The organism is Bosea sp. ANAM02 (assembly GCF_011764485.1).
Lineage (GTDB): Bacteria > Pseudomonadota > Alphaproteobacteria > Rhizobiales > Beijerinckiaceae > Allobosea.
In genome coordinates, this window is the sequence record NZ_AP022848.1 from 1,855,701 (window position 1) to 1,871,102 (window position 15,402).

At 66.1% G+C, this 15,402-nt stretch carries 15 protein-coding genes, 1 tRNA gene and 1 pseudogene; 8 read left to right on the forward strand and 9 right to left on the reverse strand.

Translation table 11 applies throughout. The features are described 5' to 3' along the window. The first annotated feature begins 90 nt into the window (after nt 1-90). A tRNA-Ile gene (locus tag OCUBac02_RS08955) sits at nt 91-166 on the forward strand. Between the two features lie 357 nt (nt 167-523). Here OCUBac02_RS08955 and OCUBac02_RS08960 read toward each other — a convergent pair. From OCUBac02_RS08960 to OCUBac02_RS09000, 9 genes are all read right to left on the reverse strand, one after another. Further along, nucleotides 524-2,011, reverse strand: a complete 1,488-nt coding sequence (locus OCUBac02_RS08960) for a mannitol dehydrogenase family protein (protein ID WP_173045044.1) — start codon at nt 2,009-2,011, stop codon at nt 524-526. A 3-nt stretch (nt 2,012-2,014) separates the two neighbouring features. Beyond that, nucleotides 2,015-2,755, reverse strand: coding sequence for a glycerophosphodiester phosphodiesterase family protein (locus OCUBac02_RS08965; protein ID WP_173045046.1), 741 nt, complete (start codon nt 2,753-2,755; stop codon nt 2,015-2,017). Nucleotides 2,756-2,786: 31 nt separating this feature from the next. After that, complete coding sequence (locus OCUBac02_RS08970; protein WP_173045048.1) at nt 2,787-3,677, reverse strand: ABC transporter permease subunit; 891 nt, start codon at nt 3,675-3,677, stop codon at nt 2,787-2,789. A gap of 7 nt (nt 3,678-3,684) precedes the next feature. Then, the gene (locus OCUBac02_RS08975) at nt 3,685-4,602 is read right to left on the reverse strand and encodes an ABC transporter permease subunit (protein WP_173049451.1); all 918 of its coding nucleotides are present in this window, start codon (nt 4,600-4,602) and stop codon (nt 3,685-3,687) included. Between the two features lie 73 nt (nt 4,603-4,675). Beyond that, nucleotides 4,676-5,989 carry an extracellular solute-binding protein gene (locus tag OCUBac02_RS08980; RefSeq protein ID WP_173045050.1) on the reverse strand — a complete coding sequence of 438 codons (1,314 nt, stop codon included), beginning with the start codon at nt 5,987-5,989 and terminating at the stop codon, nt 4,676-4,678. Nucleotides 5,990-6,144: 155 nt separating this feature from the next. Further along, a complete protein-coding gene (locus OCUBac02_RS08985; RefSeq protein ID WP_173045052.1) occupies nt 6,145-7,092 on the reverse strand; it encodes a sugar-binding transcriptional regulator in 948 nt (315 codons plus the stop codon). Nucleotides 7,093-7,099: 7 nt separating this feature from the next. Further along, nucleotides 7,100-7,777: an HAD family hydrolase gene (locus tag OCUBac02_RS08990; protein ID WP_173045054.1), complete on the reverse strand. Its 678-nt coding sequence runs from the start codon at nt 7,775-7,777 to the stop codon at nt 7,100-7,102. Nucleotides 7,778-7,850: 73 nt separating this feature from the next. Next, a complete protein-coding gene (gene xylB / locus OCUBac02_RS08995) occupies nt 7,851-9,311 on the reverse strand; it encodes a xylulokinase (RefSeq protein WP_173045056.1) in 1,461 nt (486 codons plus the stop codon). Further along, the gene (locus tag OCUBac02_RS09000) at nt 9,308-9,721 is read right to left on the reverse strand and encodes a hypothetical protein (RefSeq protein ID WP_173045058.1); all 414 of its coding nucleotides are present in this window, start codon (nt 9,719-9,721) and stop codon (nt 9,308-9,310) included. Before OCUBac02_RS09000 ends, xylB begins: the two co-directional genes overlap by 4 nt. A 40-nt stretch (nt 9,722-9,761) precedes the next feature. Between OCUBac02_RS09000 and OCUBac02_RS09005 the strand changes: the two genes are divergently transcribed. The 7 genes and pseudogenes from OCUBac02_RS09005 (at nt 9,762) to OCUBac02_RS09030 (ending at nt 15,399) form a co-directional block, all read left to right on the forward strand. Further along, complete coding sequence (locus OCUBac02_RS09005; protein WP_173045060.1) at nt 9,762-10,253, forward strand: LysR substrate-binding domain-containing protein; 492 nt, start codon at nt 9,762-9,764, stop codon at nt 10,251-10,253. Nucleotides 10,254-10,538: 285 nt separating this feature from the next. Beyond that, nucleotides 10,539-10,766 (forward strand): annotated as a pseudogene (locus OCUBac02_RS27620) (GntR family transcriptional regulator); the annotation flags it as partial. Nucleotides 10,767-10,898: 132 nt separating this feature from the next. Then, nucleotides 10,899-11,312, forward strand: coding sequence for a hypothetical protein (locus tag OCUBac02_RS27325; protein WP_244639137.1), 414 nt, complete (start codon nt 10,899-10,901; stop codon nt 11,310-11,312). After that, the gene (locus OCUBac02_RS09015; protein ID WP_173045064.1) at nt 11,309-12,814 is read left to right on the forward strand and encodes an ABC transporter substrate-binding protein; all 1,506 of its coding nucleotides are present in this window, start codon (nt 11,309-11,311) and stop codon (nt 12,812-12,814) included. Before OCUBac02_RS27325 ends, OCUBac02_RS09015 begins: the two co-directional genes overlap by 4 nt. 6 nt (nt 12,815-12,820) lie before the next feature. Next, nucleotides 12,821-13,747 (forward strand): ABC transporter permease, encoded by a 927-nt coding sequence (locus tag OCUBac02_RS09020; protein ID WP_173045066.1) that lies wholly within the window; start codon nt 12,821-12,823, stop codon nt 13,745-13,747. Beyond that, on the forward strand, nt 13,744-14,601 hold the full coding sequence (gene nikC / locus OCUBac02_RS09025) for a nickel transporter permease (protein ID WP_244639138.1): 858 nt from the start codon (nt 13,744-13,746) through the stop codon (nt 14,599-14,601). Before OCUBac02_RS09020 ends, nikC begins: the two co-directional genes overlap by 4 nt. A gap of 12 nt (nt 14,602-14,613) precedes the next feature. Next, the gene (locus OCUBac02_RS09030) at nt 14,614-15,399 is read left to right on the forward strand and encodes an SDR family NAD(P)-dependent oxidoreductase (RefSeq protein ID WP_173045068.1); all 786 of its coding nucleotides are present in this window, start codon (nt 14,614-14,616) and stop codon (nt 15,397-15,399) included. Nucleotides 15,400-15,402 lie beyond the last annotated feature (3 nt).

The following is a 15,402-nucleotide window of genomic DNA, read 5'->3' on the forward strand; positions in this document are numbered from 1 at the left end:
GCCCGCCTGGCGGCGGCGATCCGGCGCGCCGTTCGGCATCGAGCCGAAAAGTGGCTTCCACTTTCCTGTGCGATGCTCTAGGCGAGGGATGGGCCGGTAGCTCAATGGTTAGAGCTCGCTGCTCATAACAGCGCCGGTGCCGGTTCGAGTCCGGCCCGGCCCACCAATATCTGGATCGCGCAGGAACGGTGGAAACTGCGCGCGAAACAGTTTTTCGGATTCTGGTTCCGAATCAAAAGCTTGAGCGCGAGCTGAAACCGGCACGCAAACGCGGCTTGGCGCCATGTCCGCCTGAACAGCCTGCTGCACATGGAGAAGACTGACTCTGTGGCTGGCTGACGACCCGTTCGCCCCACCAGCACGATTGACCCGCGCCCGATGCCATAATCCTCCGCTGTCGGGGAAAGGAGCGCAAGGACCTCTAGAGCAATTCCGCAATTCTCCGATTCGCGGAATTGCTCCAAGCCTTTGCTTTATCGCATTTTCTCCGCGCGAACCGGTGTCCACTTCGCTTGAAAGTGCTCTAGGAAGCGCGGCGAGACGTAAGAAAGGCGTCGATACAGGCGCGGGTACCCGATCGCCAGATACCCTGCAGTGCGCGGGAGAATGCTTCGCTGAAGCGCCGATCGTCAGGAAGGTCCCCATAAATGTCCCGCATCTGCAGCCACGCATCCGGCGTGAAGCGGGCTCGTTGCGCCTGGGCGACGAGCCGCGACCAGCTTGGGTCATTGGGCGCAATGGGCTGCCCGCTTTCCGTTTCGCCGTAGCAGTACCGACACCAGAGCGCGCTTACCAACGCGAGTCCTTCAATCGGCTTGCCTGCCTGCAAGGCATCGCGCAGCGTCGGCAAGATGAATTTCGGTTGGCGGTTCGAGCCGTCGAGGCAGAGCCGGCGGATCGTGTCGCCGATCTTGGGGTTGGCGAAGCGCCGCTCGATCGTGCGCTTGTAGTCCGTGAGATCAGTGTCCGGCACCGGCGGTACGACGGGGATCACCTCGTCGTCGAGCAGGGCCGAAAGGAAGCGGGCGATCTGGTCGTCCTGCATCGCCTCATGGACGAAATGGATGTCGAGCAGGCCGGCGGGATAGGCGATCGCCGCGTGGCCGCCATTGAGCATGCGGATCTTCATCAGCTCGAAGGGCGCGACATCGGCGACGAACTGCACGCCGACCTCTTCGAGGCGCGGCCGGCCGGCCGGAAAACGATCCTCCAGCACCCATTGCCGGAAATCCTCGCAGAAGACCGGGCGGCCGTCTTCGATCCCGAAATCGTCGCGCAGCGTCTGGCGTTCGCGGTCCGAGGTCGCCGGGGTGATGCGGTCGACCATGCCATTGGGAAAGGCGACGCTCTCGCGAATCCAGCGCGCCTCGGTGGGAGAGATCAGCTCGACGAGACCGGCGACGGCATCCGCCGTGACATGGCCGTTGCCCGGGAGGTTGTCGCAGGACATCACCGTGAAGGGTGGCAGGCCGGCGCCACGGCGCCTGAGAAGGCCGGCGGCAATCAGGCCGAAGGCGGTCTTCGGCGCGGCGAGGCGGTCGGCGGCATCGGTGGCGATATCGGGATGGCCGGGATCGAAGGCCTGTGTCGACGGGTCGATATAATAGCCGCCCTCGGTGACGGTCAGCGAGACGATCCGCGTGCGGGGATCGACGAGCCGCTCGATGATCGCGGCCCTATCGCCCGGCGCGACGAAATCGATCATCGCGCCGGTGACGCGCGCCTGTGAGCGCTCGGCCTCCTGCGTCACGACCGTGGTCAGGAAATCCTGTGCGGCGAGGTCGCTGCCCATCTCGGTATCGCTCTCGCGTACACCCGTGCCGATGATCGCCCAGTCGCGATCCAACCCGCGCTCGAACAACTCGTCCAGATAGGCGGCCTGATGCGCGCGGTGGAAATTGCCGACGCCGATGTGGACGATGCCGAGGCTCAGCTCGTCCCGCCGGTAGCCGGGAATGCTGACCGATGCGGGGAACTGGCCGAGCGTTGCCAGCGACAGGCGTGTCGCCATGGCTCAGCCTTTCCGCGCGGCGCGCAGCATCAGGGCGAGGTCCGGGCGATCGCTGGTGATCTGCGAGATCGGCTGGCCGAGCCAGAAATCGAGCTCGCGCACCGTGTTGGGCACCCAGGCGCCGAGCTTGTCGCGCCCGACGATGCCGACGGCGCGATCGACGCAGAGCCGCAGCAGCGACTGCTCGACGGCGATGATGCAGCCGAGATCGACGAAGCGCTGCAAGGTGCGGTCGACACCGCCGAACGCCTCGCAGGATCGGCGGTCGACCGAGGCGAGCCGGCGCATATGCGGCGCCTTCGCCCGGATCTCCTCGATCACCTCCGGCACGAAGCAGGTCAGCACGACGCGCGAGGCCATCTTGCGGGCCTCGACCAGCGCGATGACCCTGTCGAGCAGGCCGGGATAGGGATTGCCGAAGGCATCCATCTTCATCTCAATCTCGAGCTCGATCCCGGCCGGGCCGAAGACGTCGAGCACCTCCGGCAAGGTCGGGATCGTCTCGCCCAGGGTGTCGTCGAGCGTCACCTTGGCCAGCGCCGCGCGCGAGAGATGCGCGACCGGGCCCTTATGATCGGTCGTGCGGTCGAGCAGCGGATCGTGGATCACCATGATCTCGCCGTCGCTGGAGAGATGCACGTCGAGCTCGACGGCATCGACGCCCAGGCCGCAGACATTGCGGAAGCCGCTCAGGCTGTTTTCCGCCCAGATATTGCGCGCGCCGCGATGACCGATGATCCGCATGTCGAAAAAGCCCTGCTTGCCCGTGGGCGGGTTATTTGCCGCTATCCACCAGCCCCTTCACGAACCAGCGCTGGAGGATGAGGATGACGAGGGTCGGCGGCAGCATCGTCAGGAAGGCCGCGTTCATCAGGAGATGCCAGGTCGGCAGCGAGTCGCTCTGCGGCATCAGCTTCTTCAGGCCGATCACGGCATTGGCCATGGCGGGGTCGGTGGTGAGCAGCAGCGGCCAGAGATACTGGTTCCAGCCCATCAGGAAGAGGATGATCGCCAGCGCCACAATGTTCGAGCGCGAGAGCGGCAGCAGGACCAGGCGGAAGAACTGCCAGGGCGTCGCGCCGTCGATGCGGGCGGCCTCGCAGAGCTCGTCGGGGATGGTGAGGAAGAACTGGCGGAACAGGAAGGTCGCGGTCGCCGAGGCGATCAGCGGCAGGATCAGGCCGGAATAGGTATTGACCAGATTCCAGTCGAGATCGACCAGCGCCTTGATGCCGAGCCAGGAGCCGAGGATGTTGAGCGGCAGCGCGACATTCGCGGCGGATTCATAGGTCGGCACGATGCGCACCTCGATCGGCAGCATCAGCGACATGAAGATCAGCCAGAAGGCGGTTATCCGGAAGGGAAAGCGGAAATAGGTGACGGCGAAGGCCGCGATCACCGAGACCGCGAGCTTTCCGACGGTGATGCCGGTGGCGATGATGAAGGAGTTGAGCAGCAGGCGGCCAAAATCGGCGGTGCCCAGCACTGTCTGCATGTTCGCCAGGAACTGGCTGCCGGGCAGCCAGGGCATCGGCACGCGCATGATCTCCTGCTGCGTCAGCGAGCCGGTGACGAAGACGAAATAGATCGGCAGGCAGACGAGCGCCGCGCCCACCAGCAGGATGAGGTGACAGACGGCGTCGATGACCGGGGTGCGCTCGTTCATCGCGGGCCTAGACGCTGTAGTTCACGCGACGCTCCACGAAGCGGAACTGCGCGAAGGTCAGGAGCAGGGCGAGCGCCATCAGCACCACGGATTGCGCGGCCGAGGAACCGAGATCGAGCGTGACGAAGCCGTCCTGATAGACCTTGTAGACGAGGATCGAGGTGGCGCCGGCCGGCCCGCCGCGCGTGGTCGCGTCGACGATCGCGAAGGTCTCGAACAGCCCGTAGACGAAGTTGATCACGATCAGGAAGAACAGCGTCGGCGCGATCATCGGCAGCGAGATGCGCAGGAAGCGCTGGATCGGCCCGGCGCCATCCAGATAGGCGGATTCGAGGATCGACTGGGGCACCGACATCAGCGCCGCGACCAGGAAGATGTAGTTGTAGCAGATGTGCTTCCACGAGGCGGCCATCACCACCAGAGCGAGCGCATGCCAGGAATTGCGGTTCGGGTCCCAGTCCAGCCTCAACCCCTGCAGCATCTGTGCGACCGGGCCGACGCGGGGATTGAACAGGAAGGCGAGCATGATGCCGGCGATCGCCGGCGCGATGGCATAGGGCAGCAGCAGCACGGTTCGATAGGCGCCGCGGCCGCGCAGGATGTGGTTCGAGGCGAAGGCGAGGAGCAGCGCGAGCGACAGGGTCAGCACGTTCTGCGCGATCGTGAAGATCAGCGTGACCTGCGCCGAGGACCAGTAGACGTTGCTGCGGAAGAGCCGCTCGAAATTCTGGAAGCCGACCCATTGGGTCGTGGCGCCGAACGGATCGGTGAGCTGGAAGGCCTGGATCAGCGCCCTGATCGAGGGGATGAAGAAGAACAGCAGCAGGATGAAGAGTTGCGGCGCCAGCAGCCAGAATGGCAGGCGCCATTCCCTGAAATGCGCACGCTTCAGGCCGCTTTCCGACTGGCCGTCGCTGGCGCCCATCACGAAAAGGCGCCGCAGCGGCGAGCGGAGGCGAAGACCGCCACCGCCAGCCGCTGTGGGAAGGCCGGCCGGCTTATTTCTTGCCAGCATTGAGCTGCTCGTAGCGGCGCAGCGCCTCGTTGCCACGCGAAACAGCATCGTCGAGCGCCTGCTGCACGGGCTTGCGGCCGAGGAAGGCGGCCGAAACCTCCTCCATGATCGCGACATTGATCTGGTTGCTGTTGCCGATGCGGAAACCGAGCGAGTTGTCGCTAGGCGTGCCGCGCATCAGTTGAACCACGGCGATCTCGCGGGTCGGGTTCTTCTGGTAGTAGCCCTGCGCCTTGGCCGCCTCATAGGCAGCGGTGGTCACCGGGACGTAGCCCGTCGCCTGATGCCACCAGACCTGCGTGTCGGTCTTTGCGAGGAAGTCGTAGAAGGCGGCGACGGCCTTGTACTTCTCCGGCGTATGACCCTTCAGGGTCCAGAGCGCGGCGCCGCCGATGACGCTGTTGCGCGGCTTGACGCCCTGCTCATAGGGGATTTCCGTCGCGCTCCAGTCGAACTTGGCGGCTGCTACCACGGCGGCATGCGAGGCGGTCGAGGCGATGATCGTCGAGCATTCGCCGGAGGTGAAGAGCTGGATCGGGATGATGCCCTGGCCGGCGAGCTGCATCACGCCCGACGAGACGAGACGCTTCATGCGCTCGACCTGGCCGACGAGCTTGCCCTTGTTGAAGACGAAGCTGGTGTCGAGCCCGTCCATGCCGTTGCGCTTGGTCGCATACGGGATGTCGTTCACGGCGCTGTAATTCTCGAGGAAGCTCCACTCGTAATCGCCGGGGAGCACCATCGCGCATTTCGAGACGCCCTTGGCCTTGATCGCGTCGAGCTGCGGCTCCAGCTCCTGCCAGGTCGCCCCGGGCTTGTCGAAGCCGGCGGCTTTGAAATGGTCGCGGTTGTAGAACAGGATCGGTGTCGAGGAATTGAACGGCATCGCCTGCAGCTTGCCGTCGATGGCGTAGTAGCTGACGACCGGCGCGATGAATTTCGAGGCATCGACCGGATGGCCCTGCTGAGCCATCAGCTCGCTCGTGGGGACGATGGCGCCGGAATTCACCATGGTCAGGAAGGAGCGCTCGTTCGACTGCACGATCTCGGGCTGGCGCTTGGCGCGGTAAGCCGCGATCGTGCCGTTCAGGACCTCGTCATAGGTGCCTTTCGCGATCGCCTTGACGACATAGTCCTTCTGCGAGTCGTTGAACTTCTTCACGAGCTCGTCGACGCGCTCGCCGAGCGCGCCGCTCATCGCGTGCCAGAACTCGATTTCGGTCGCTGCCTGTACGGTGGACATCCCCGCCAGCAGCAGGGCGCCCGCGCCCGCCAAAGCACCATATAAAGGTCGCATGTCAAAGCCTCCCTCATCTGTCTTTTGCGAGCATATGCTCTTTGTTGAAGCATATGCTCGCACACTGGCCTGTTATGTCAACCGTTGGTGACGGCTGCATGACAGCCGCGCGCAATCGCTCGCGCGTGGTGCGGGTGGACGTGGCGGGTGGGGAGTCAGTCCGCGAGCAGGGCGCGGGCGGTCTCTTCGTCGGTGACGAGGCCGTTGACGATCTTGCCGGTGAGCGCGGCGCGCAGCGGCAGGACCTTGGTCGGGCCCTGGCCGATGCAGATGCGCAGGCGGGCGCTGCCGGGCTCCGGCGGCACGCTCGTGACGCGCAGATTGGTGCCGCGATCGAGGAAGCGGCCTTCGGCGTCGAAGACCCAGCCGGTCACTTCGCCCACCGCGCCGTGGCGGACCATGTCGAGCAATTCGCTGCGATTCATGAAGCCGTCTCGATAAAGCACGGCGTCCTCGCCGATCTGGCTGATGCCCATGACCCAGAGATCGGCCTCGCCGGCGATCGCGCGGATGCGGCGGATCGACTCGATCTCGACGAGCTGGGCGCGCTCCTCCGGGCTCGAGACATAGAGCGGCAGCGGCATCGGGAAATGCTGCGCCCTGGTGATCTCGGCGAGCTTGACCAGCGTGTCGAAGGGGCTGGCCGAGCCATCGGGCGAGATGGTGCCGACCAGCGAAACCAGCCGGTGCAGCGGGCAGGACATCGACGGCACGCGCTCGATGCTGGCGCGCATCGAGCGGCCGGTGCCGAGCGCCATGACCAGCGACTTGCGGGAGCGCAGCCAGCGCTCGATCAGCACCCCGCCCAATGCCGCGATGCCGGACGCTCCGGTATCCGGGGAGCCGTCGGAAGGAGCGACATCGCAATGGATCAGCTCGAACCTGTCGCGTAGCCTGGCGGCGAGATCCATGCAGGTGCTGATCGGATGATTCATCCGAAAGCTGATCAGGCCCTCGCTGCGGCAGAGCGAGACCAGGCGCTGCGCCGCCGGGCGCGAGATGTTCAGGATCTGCGCGATATCGTCCTGCGTGCGACCGGCAATGTAATAGAGCCAGCCGGCGCGAGCGGCGTCGTCGAGGCGGGCGCTGTCGTTCTCGGCCATCGCGATCTCAGTGGGGTGCCGGCGCAAGCGCGAGTTCGCGCCAGGATTCGAAGAGGCGATCGGCTCCGGCCGCCATAAGCGCCTGGCGCTGATCGAGCACGGCGAAATGGCTGCCGGCGGCGAGGCCGTAGGCGGTCATGCCGGCCGCTTTCGCCGCCGTAACCCCACTGACGCTGTCCTCGATCACGAGGCAGCGGCCAGGCGCGACGCCGCGCTCGCGTGCAGCCAGCAGGAAGAGGTCCGGTGCCGGCTTGCCGCGCCGCACGCGCGTCGTGCTGAAGATTCGCCCTTCGAACAGGTCCCAGAGCTCCGTCTTGCGCAGGCAGGTCTCGATGCGCTCCTCGTCGCTGGACGAAGCCACGCAATAGTCGCTGCCGAGGCCTTCGACGGCATCACGGACGCCTGCGACCGGCTGGAGATCGCTCCGGAAGGCGCTGAAGAGCCGGGCCCGCCAGTCCCGCGTGAAATCAGCCGAGGCCGGGCGGCCGGTCATTCTCTCGTAATCCTCGATGACTGCGCTGGCGGGCCGCCCGAGATAGCGGCGCATGACCGTCTCAAGATCATAGCTCGCATCGAAAGGCGAGAGAATATCGACCAGCGTCCGGCAACTGATGGTTTCGCTGTCGACGAGCACGCCGTCGCAATCGAGGATGACGAGGTCGAAGGGCTGGGGCAAAGGGGGCATCGGGCAACAGTCGATTTGAACGAATGCTCACATGAAGAGCATTCGCCCTAGTGTCTGTCAAATGTAACCTCGGTCAGCGCAGCGCGCGGCTGACCTCCGCAGCGCGGCGCCAGAGGACATGGCGCTCGGTATAGGCTGCCGCACGGGCAGGGTGCGGCGTGAAGATGTTGGCCTCGCCGGATGGCGGCTTGCAGGTGGCTTCGGGGCTTTCGCCGGTAACGGCGAGGCGGGCGAGGCGTGCGGCGCCGAAGGCGGCCCCGGTCTCGGACTGGCGGTAGCGCCTGAGCGGCAGGTCCAGCACGTCGGCCATGATCGACAGCCATGCATCCGAGCGCGCGCCGCCGCCGATCGCCATGGCCTCGCCGATGGGGGAGGCGCCGGACTCAAGGGCTTCCTTGCCGTCTCGGAAGGCGAAGGCGACGCCTTCCAGCACTGCTTGCGTCATCGCCTTGCGATCCGCTTCATGGCCGAGACCCGTGAAAGCGCCGCGCAAATGGGGATCGTTATGCGGCGTGCGCTCGCCGGAAAGATAAGGTGTGAACAGGACGGGCGAGGGGCGTTCGCTCGCTGTGCCGAGTTCCCCAAGCAGGGTAGTTTCGGATTGCCCCGAGACCGAGGCCCACCAGCTCAGGCTCGCGGCGGCCGAGAGATGGACGGACATCTGGTGCCAGCGGCCGGGCAGGGCATGGCAGAAGGCATGGACGGCGCTGTCGGCGCGCGGCTCGAAGCCCGCCGTCGTGCGCCACAGCACGCCGGAGGTGCCGAGCGATAGGAAGCACGATCCCGGCGCGACGGCGCCCAGCCCGATTGCTCCCGCGGCATTGTCGCCCGCGCCACCGGCAAAAAGGGGCGGGGTGTCGAAGCCGAGTTCCCGAGCGAGATCGGGGCGCAGGCGGCCGGCCGGCTGCGAGCCTTCGACCAGCGCGGGCATTTGGCTGCGATCGAGCCCGGTTGCGGCGAGCATCCGGTCCGACCAGTCGCGGCCGCCGGTATCGAGCCAGAGCGTACCGGAGGCGTCGGACATCTCCTCGATCGCCTCGCCGGTCAGGACGAGCCGGAGATAGGCCTTGGGCAGCAGGACCTTACGCGTGCGCCGGAAGATATCGGGTTCATATTTGCGCACCCAGAGCAGCTTGGGCGCGGTGAGGCCGGGCATGGCGATATTGCCGGCGATCGCGCGCGAATCCGGCTCGCTCGCTTCGATCTCGGCGCATTCGGCGGCAGCGCGGCCATCGTTCCAGAGCATGCAGGGACGCAACGGCTCGTCGCTCTCATCCAGCAGGACTGCGCCATGCATCTGTCCGGAAAGCCCGATGCCGGCGCAACGACGGAAGGCCTCCGGAGAGGCCGTCTTCAGACTCCGCAAGACCTCCAGCGTGGCACCGATCCAATCGGCGGGATCCTGCTCCGACCACAGCGGTGAAGGACGAGACACGGCGAGCTCCCGCGTCGCGGTGGCGAGCACGCGCTGCCCGTCATCGACCAGCGCGGCCTTGATGGAGGACGTCCCGAGATCAATGCCGATATAGGTCACATCAGGGCCTGTGGCGCGGGTTCAGCGGTGCTCGTCAGGCAGCCCGCCGGATAGATCATGCTCCTCACCATGCCGTCTTCGTTCCCGGCATGGCGGCGGAAGGCGGCTGGTCCCTCGGAAGGCGGAAAGTCTTCAACAAATGTATCTTCTGATTTACATTGGTTTGCGTCAAGCAGGGCTGCGTGTTGCAGCGAGCGGAGGTTCGCCGGCAGCCGACTGGTTCGGTGTGCTCTTCGACACAGGCCTTGGTGCTCCGCTGGATCAATCCGCGTTGCGAGGGTTGCCGCCCTGGCGGAGAACCCGGTTCCAGGCTGGGCAGCGGCGGTCGCTCCGGCCCTGTCGCTGCTCTTCTCAATCAGCCTGCCGGCGAAATGCCGCAAGGGCGTATTGCGCCAGTCCTGCAGCAGCATCGGCCATGCCTCGAGCCCAAGCGCGACCGAGGGGACGTGGATGAATTCGTTGGGGGCGTGGACGTCCTCGTCCTGCAGATTGATCGCCGGACGGCCGGCCGGGCAGGGTGGCTTCGTCTTCGAGGATATCGCGCGCGATCAGCTCAAGCTGATCGTGTCCCGCGATCACCCTCTGTTCGGGCGCGACAGTGTCGGCTGGACCGAGCTGGCCGCGTTCGCGTTTATCGCCATGTCCACGTCTTCCTCCGTTCGACGCCTGACCGATGCCGGCTTTATCCACGCCAACCTGCAGACCGTGCCGACTTACGAGGTCGATCAGATTTCCTGTGCCGCTGCGCTGGCTGCGGCCAGTCTCGGTATAACCGCGCTCCCGACGATGACATTCGCCATGTTCAATGCCGATGAGCTGACCGTGATCCCGCTGGTCGCCCCAAGGATCGAGCGTAGCATCGGCATGACGTGGTTGAAGGACCGTGCCCTCTCGGCCAGTGCCATCAAGTTCGTCGCCGTCTTGCGCGACAGGCGCGCTTAATCTTCGCCGGGCGAGGCTGCGTAGGCCCGGCTCGTCAGTTCGTGCGGCGTGAATGCCCGCTTCCGGGTGGCGTGCCATCGCCCTGACCCAGAGCGAATGCGGGATGTCCTCCCCCTGCAAACCCCGCGCGCACCGACCCGCGACGTGCATGACGATCGGGCCATGCCGATCGGCCGCATCATGAATGCAAGCCTCCACCACATGACATGACCTCAGCCAAAAGAAGCAGCTTGTGAGATGTCACAAATCGATTGTCAGCGCTCTCTGAGAATGCCACGATCGAGAATGCTCGACGCTTCAGCCTTCGGCCTAACGGCACGCGCCGCATCGGAAAGCCATCTCGCCTTCGCCGGACGCCGACTCCGGCAGGCGTGCATCGCCTGCGAGCTCGCTCCCGGCTCGTTCGTCCATGAGGCAGAACTGGCGCACCGATACGGTCTCGGCAGAGCTGCCGTTCGCGTCGCGCTGACGGAACTCGCGGTTTCAGGCCTCGTTTCGCGCCATGCTCGCCAAGGCTGGCAGGTCTCGGAGATCGGCGGCAGCTTGGCTAGAAGCGTCATCGAGGGACGCCGCCTTCTCGAGCCTGCGCTGCTCGATGCCTCGCTCGATGAGGACCAGAGGATGAATTTGCGAAACTGGCGCGCGATGATGCAGGCCCTTGACGGACGCGACGACGCGCAGGCCCGGGCGATGATGCATCGGCTGAACCGGCAGGCACTGGATTTGCTCAGCCGGCAGGTCACCCCGCTCGTATCGGGCTGGCTGCGCGAATTATGGGATCACGCCGAGCGCTTAACCCGCGCTCTGGAACTTGCCGCGCGCCCTGTGCCCGTCGGCAATCTCGGACCCTTTCTCGATGCCCTGCTGGCCGGTGATCGGCCGGCCGGGCTGGCGGCGCTCGTTGCGGATCAGGCTCGCTGCAAGGCGGCCCTTGCCGACGCCTTTCTCGATGCCGCCCAGCTGGCGCCGGCGCAGGCGCGCAGGCGCAGTCGCGGCGCCCGAACATCGACCTTCCAGCCGTCCCCTTCCAATACCGTCAATGAGGAGACTTCGCGATGAGTCGTCTGTCAAAAGCCGCAGCCGCCATTCTCGTCACAGCCGCATTGGGTCTGACCCACGGAGCCGCACAAGCAGCGAAGGACAGGTTGGTCGTGGACTTGGTCAACGAGCCGTCCTCGCTCGACCCGCAGGTGCAGTGGAACCCGGACAGCTACTATGTCTACCGCAACATCTTCGACAATCTCGTCACCCGGGACGACAAGGGCGCGATCATCCCGCAGGTCGCGACTGCCTGGAAGCAGCTCTCGGACACCGAGATCGAGTTCGACCTGCGCGGCGACATCACCTTCCATGACGGCTCGAAGCTGACCGCCGATGACGTCGTCTTCAGCGTCAAGCGCATCACGGACCCCAAATTCGCCAGCCCCCAGCTCGGCCAGTTCGACAAGATCACCGATGCCGTCGCTGTTTCGCCGACGCGGGTGAAGCTCGTCACCGCCGGCCCCTATCCGGCGCTGCTGGCCCAACTCGTCAAGCTCTCGATCGTGCCCAAGGCCGTCGTCGAGGCCGCCGGCAAGGATGCCTTCAACCTGAAGCCCGTCGGCAGCGGCCCCTACAAGTTCGAGTCCTGGCAGCGCGGCGTGAATGTCCAGCTCACGCGCAATGATGCCTATTGGGGCACCAAGGCGCCGTTCCCGGCCGTGACCTTCCGCGCGGTTCCCGATGCGGCGACCCGCCTGGCCAATCTGCAGGCCGGGTCGAGCGATCTCGTCGTCACGCTCGATGCCGACCAGGCTGGCCAGCTCAAGGGATCGCCCAAGGCCCAGGCCCTGATCGGCCTGACCGAGCGCGTCGCCTATGTCCGGCTCAACACCACCAAGCCGCCCTTCGACAATCCCAAGCTTCGCCTGGCCGCAGCCTACGCGCTGGACAAGCAGGCGATGATCGACGGCCTGCTCGGCGGCTATGACAAGCCGGTGCCGGAGCTGCTGACCCCTGCCAGCTTCGGCTGGGTCGACGGCATCAAGGCGCCCGAACACGATCTGGCCAAGGCGAAGGCGCTGATTGCGGAAGCCGGCGCAGCCGCCAAGGCCGAGATCGACCTCGCCACCGCACCGGTCTTCGACCAGCGCATCGTCCAGGCGATCCAGCAGATGCTCACCGAGGCCGGGTTCAACGTGAAGATCGCGATGTCGGACATGGCAACCTATCTCAAGCGCGCCCAGGCTGGGCCGGAGGCGACCTCGCTGCTCAGCTTCGGCCGCTGGTCCTGCGCCTGCCAGGATGCGGACGGCGTGCTCTTCCCGCTGCTGCACAAGAGCAGCGGCTGGTCGGCCTATCGCAACCCGAAGATCGACAGCCTGCTGGAAGAGGCCCGCGCCACGCTCGACACCAGCAAGCGCCTCGCCACCTACAAGCAGGTGCATGAGATCGTCGCCACCGACGTCCCGGTCGTGCCGCTCTACCAGGCCGTGGTGATCTACGGCGCGGCCAAGAACCTGACCTTCCAGCCGACGCCGAACGAAAGCATGTTCATCAACCGGATGAGCTGGAAGGACTGAGCCGCGGTGCCGGGTTTCCTGCTCCGCCGGCTGGGCCAGGCGCTCGTCACCATCCTCGGGGTGGTGACGCTGATCTTCTTCGTCCAGCGCCTGACCGGAGACCCGACCTACTTGTTGGTGCCGGAAACGGCGACGCAGGCCGATATCGCGGCCCTGCGCCACCAGCTCGGCTTCGACCGGCCGCTCGTCGTGCAATATCTCGATTTCCTCGGCGAGCTCGTGCGCTTCGATCTCGGCCAATCGGTGGTTCAGCGCGTGCCGGTGACGACGATCATCGCCTCGCGACTGCCCTATACGCTGATGCTGGCGGCCGGCGCGCTCCTCGTCGCCTGCGGCATCGGCGTGCCGATCGGCATCCTGCTCGCGATCTTCCGCAACTCGCCCGCGGCGAAGGCCGCCGCCGGCGTCGTCCTCGCCGCCCAGAGCATGCCGACCTTCTGGAGCGGCATCCTGATGATCCTGGTGTTCTCGGTGCTGCTCGGCTGGCTGCCACCTTCCTCTACCGGCGACCTCTCGCATCTCGTCATGCCGTCCTTCGCGCTCGGCCTCCTGAGCATGGCGACCTTCGCGCGGATCACCCGTTCGGCCCTGCTCGACGAGCTCTCGAAGGACTATGTCCGCACCGCCCGCTCGCGCGGCGTCCGCAGCGGGCGGCTGCTGATCCGCCATCTCGCCCGCAATGCCTCGATCCCGGTGATCACCGTCGCCGCGCTCGAAATCTCGAACCTGCTGGCCGGCGCCGTCATCGTCGAGACGGTGTTCGCATGGCCCGGCCTCGGGCAGGTGACGGTCCAGGCGATCCTGGCGCGCGACTTCATGATCGTACAGGGCGTGGTGCTGCTCGGCGCCTTCGTCACCGTGCTGCTCAACCTGGTCTCGGACCTGCTCTACAGCCTCGTCGATCCGCGTATCGTGCTGGAGGGTGCGCGGTGAGCATCGCAGCCACAAGCCCGATGCCGCGCCGCAAGAGTCGTGGCCTGTGGCGCTGGTGGCCGGTTGGCATCATCGCGCTCGTCGTGCTGGTCGCTGTCTTCGCGCCCTGGCTCGCACCCTACGATCCCAACCAGCAGAACCTGCTCGGCCGATTGAAGCCGCCCGGCACGGTCTCGCGCAGCTTTCATTACTGGCTCGGCAGCGACGAGCTCGGCCGCGACCTGCTCAGCCGCGTCATCCATGGCGCGCGCATCTCGCTCATGGTCGCCTTCGCCTCGGTCGTGCTCTCCGGCGTGGTCGGCACGACGCTCGGCATGATCGCCGGCTACCGGCGCGGCTGGGTCGAGATCGCGGTGATGCGCGTCGTCGACGTCTTCCTGTCGATCCCGGCGATCCTGCTCGCGATCATCACCGTCGCGGTGCTCGGCCCCGGCATCGTCAACGTCATCATGGTGCTCGCGCTGACGCGCTGGCCGCGCTATGCCCGCATCGCCTACAGCCAGACGCTCTCCGTCGCGAACATGCCCTATGTCCGGCTCTCGGCGCTGATGGGAGCGAGCGCGCCGCGTGTGCTGTTCCGGCATGTCCTGCCCAATATCGTCGGCGCGGTCAGCGTCGTCGCGACGCTCGAATTCGGGCTGATGATCCTCTTCGAGGCGGGGCTCTCCTTCCTCGGGCTCGGGGTGCAGCCGCCGACCGCGAGCTGGGGTGCGATGCTCTCGACCGGGCGGAACTATGTCGCGAGCGCCTGGTGGGTCGCGACGCTGCCCGGCATCTGTCTGTTCGTGCTGGTGCTCGCCGTCAATCTCACAGGCGACGCCGTGCGCGACCGCCTCGACCCCCGCCATCGCTGAAGGAACAAACCCATGTTCGAGGATATCAAGGGCAAGCGCGCCGTCGTCACCGGCGCCTGCGGGGTCATTGGCCGCTGGATCGCCGAGGTGCTGCACGAGGCCGGCGCCACGCTCTGCCTGACCGATGCACGTTCCGGGGATCTGGAGGCGCAGGCCAAGGCGATGGGCCTCTCGGGCGAGAGCTTCGTCATGCCGGCCGACCTGACCGACGAGGCCTCGATCACGGCGCTGACCGACGAGATCGGCAAGCGTTGGGGCGCGGCGGATATTCTCGTCAACAATGCCGGCATCTATCCGAGCGCCTTCCTGCTGGACACGCCGACCGCCGAGTTCGACCGCATCCTCGCGATCAACCTGCGGGCGCCGTTCATTCTGACGCGCGAGCTCGCGACCCAGATGGTGCGCAAGGGCGTGAAGGGCTCGATCATCAACATCTCGTCGGGCGCTTCCCGCAAGATGCGGCGCACGGCCTGCGTCTATTCGATGTCCAAGACCGCGCTCGACCGACTGACCAAGGGGTTCGGCGTCGAGCTCGCCGAATATGGCATCCGCTCCAACGCGCTGGAGCCGGGCTTCGCCGCCGGAAGCACGGTCAGCGCCCTGACCGACGCGCATATCCAGAACACCGTCGCGCAGATTCCGCTCGGCCGAGCCTCATCGCGCGCCGATGTCGGCAATGCGCTGCTCTATCTCGCCAGCGACGCCTCTGCCTATGTCACCGGCGCGACCTTGACGGTCGACGGTGGCAACTCGATCGGCTCGCTCGCCGTCCATCAGGACAAGAAGCAGGCGCTCTGAGAG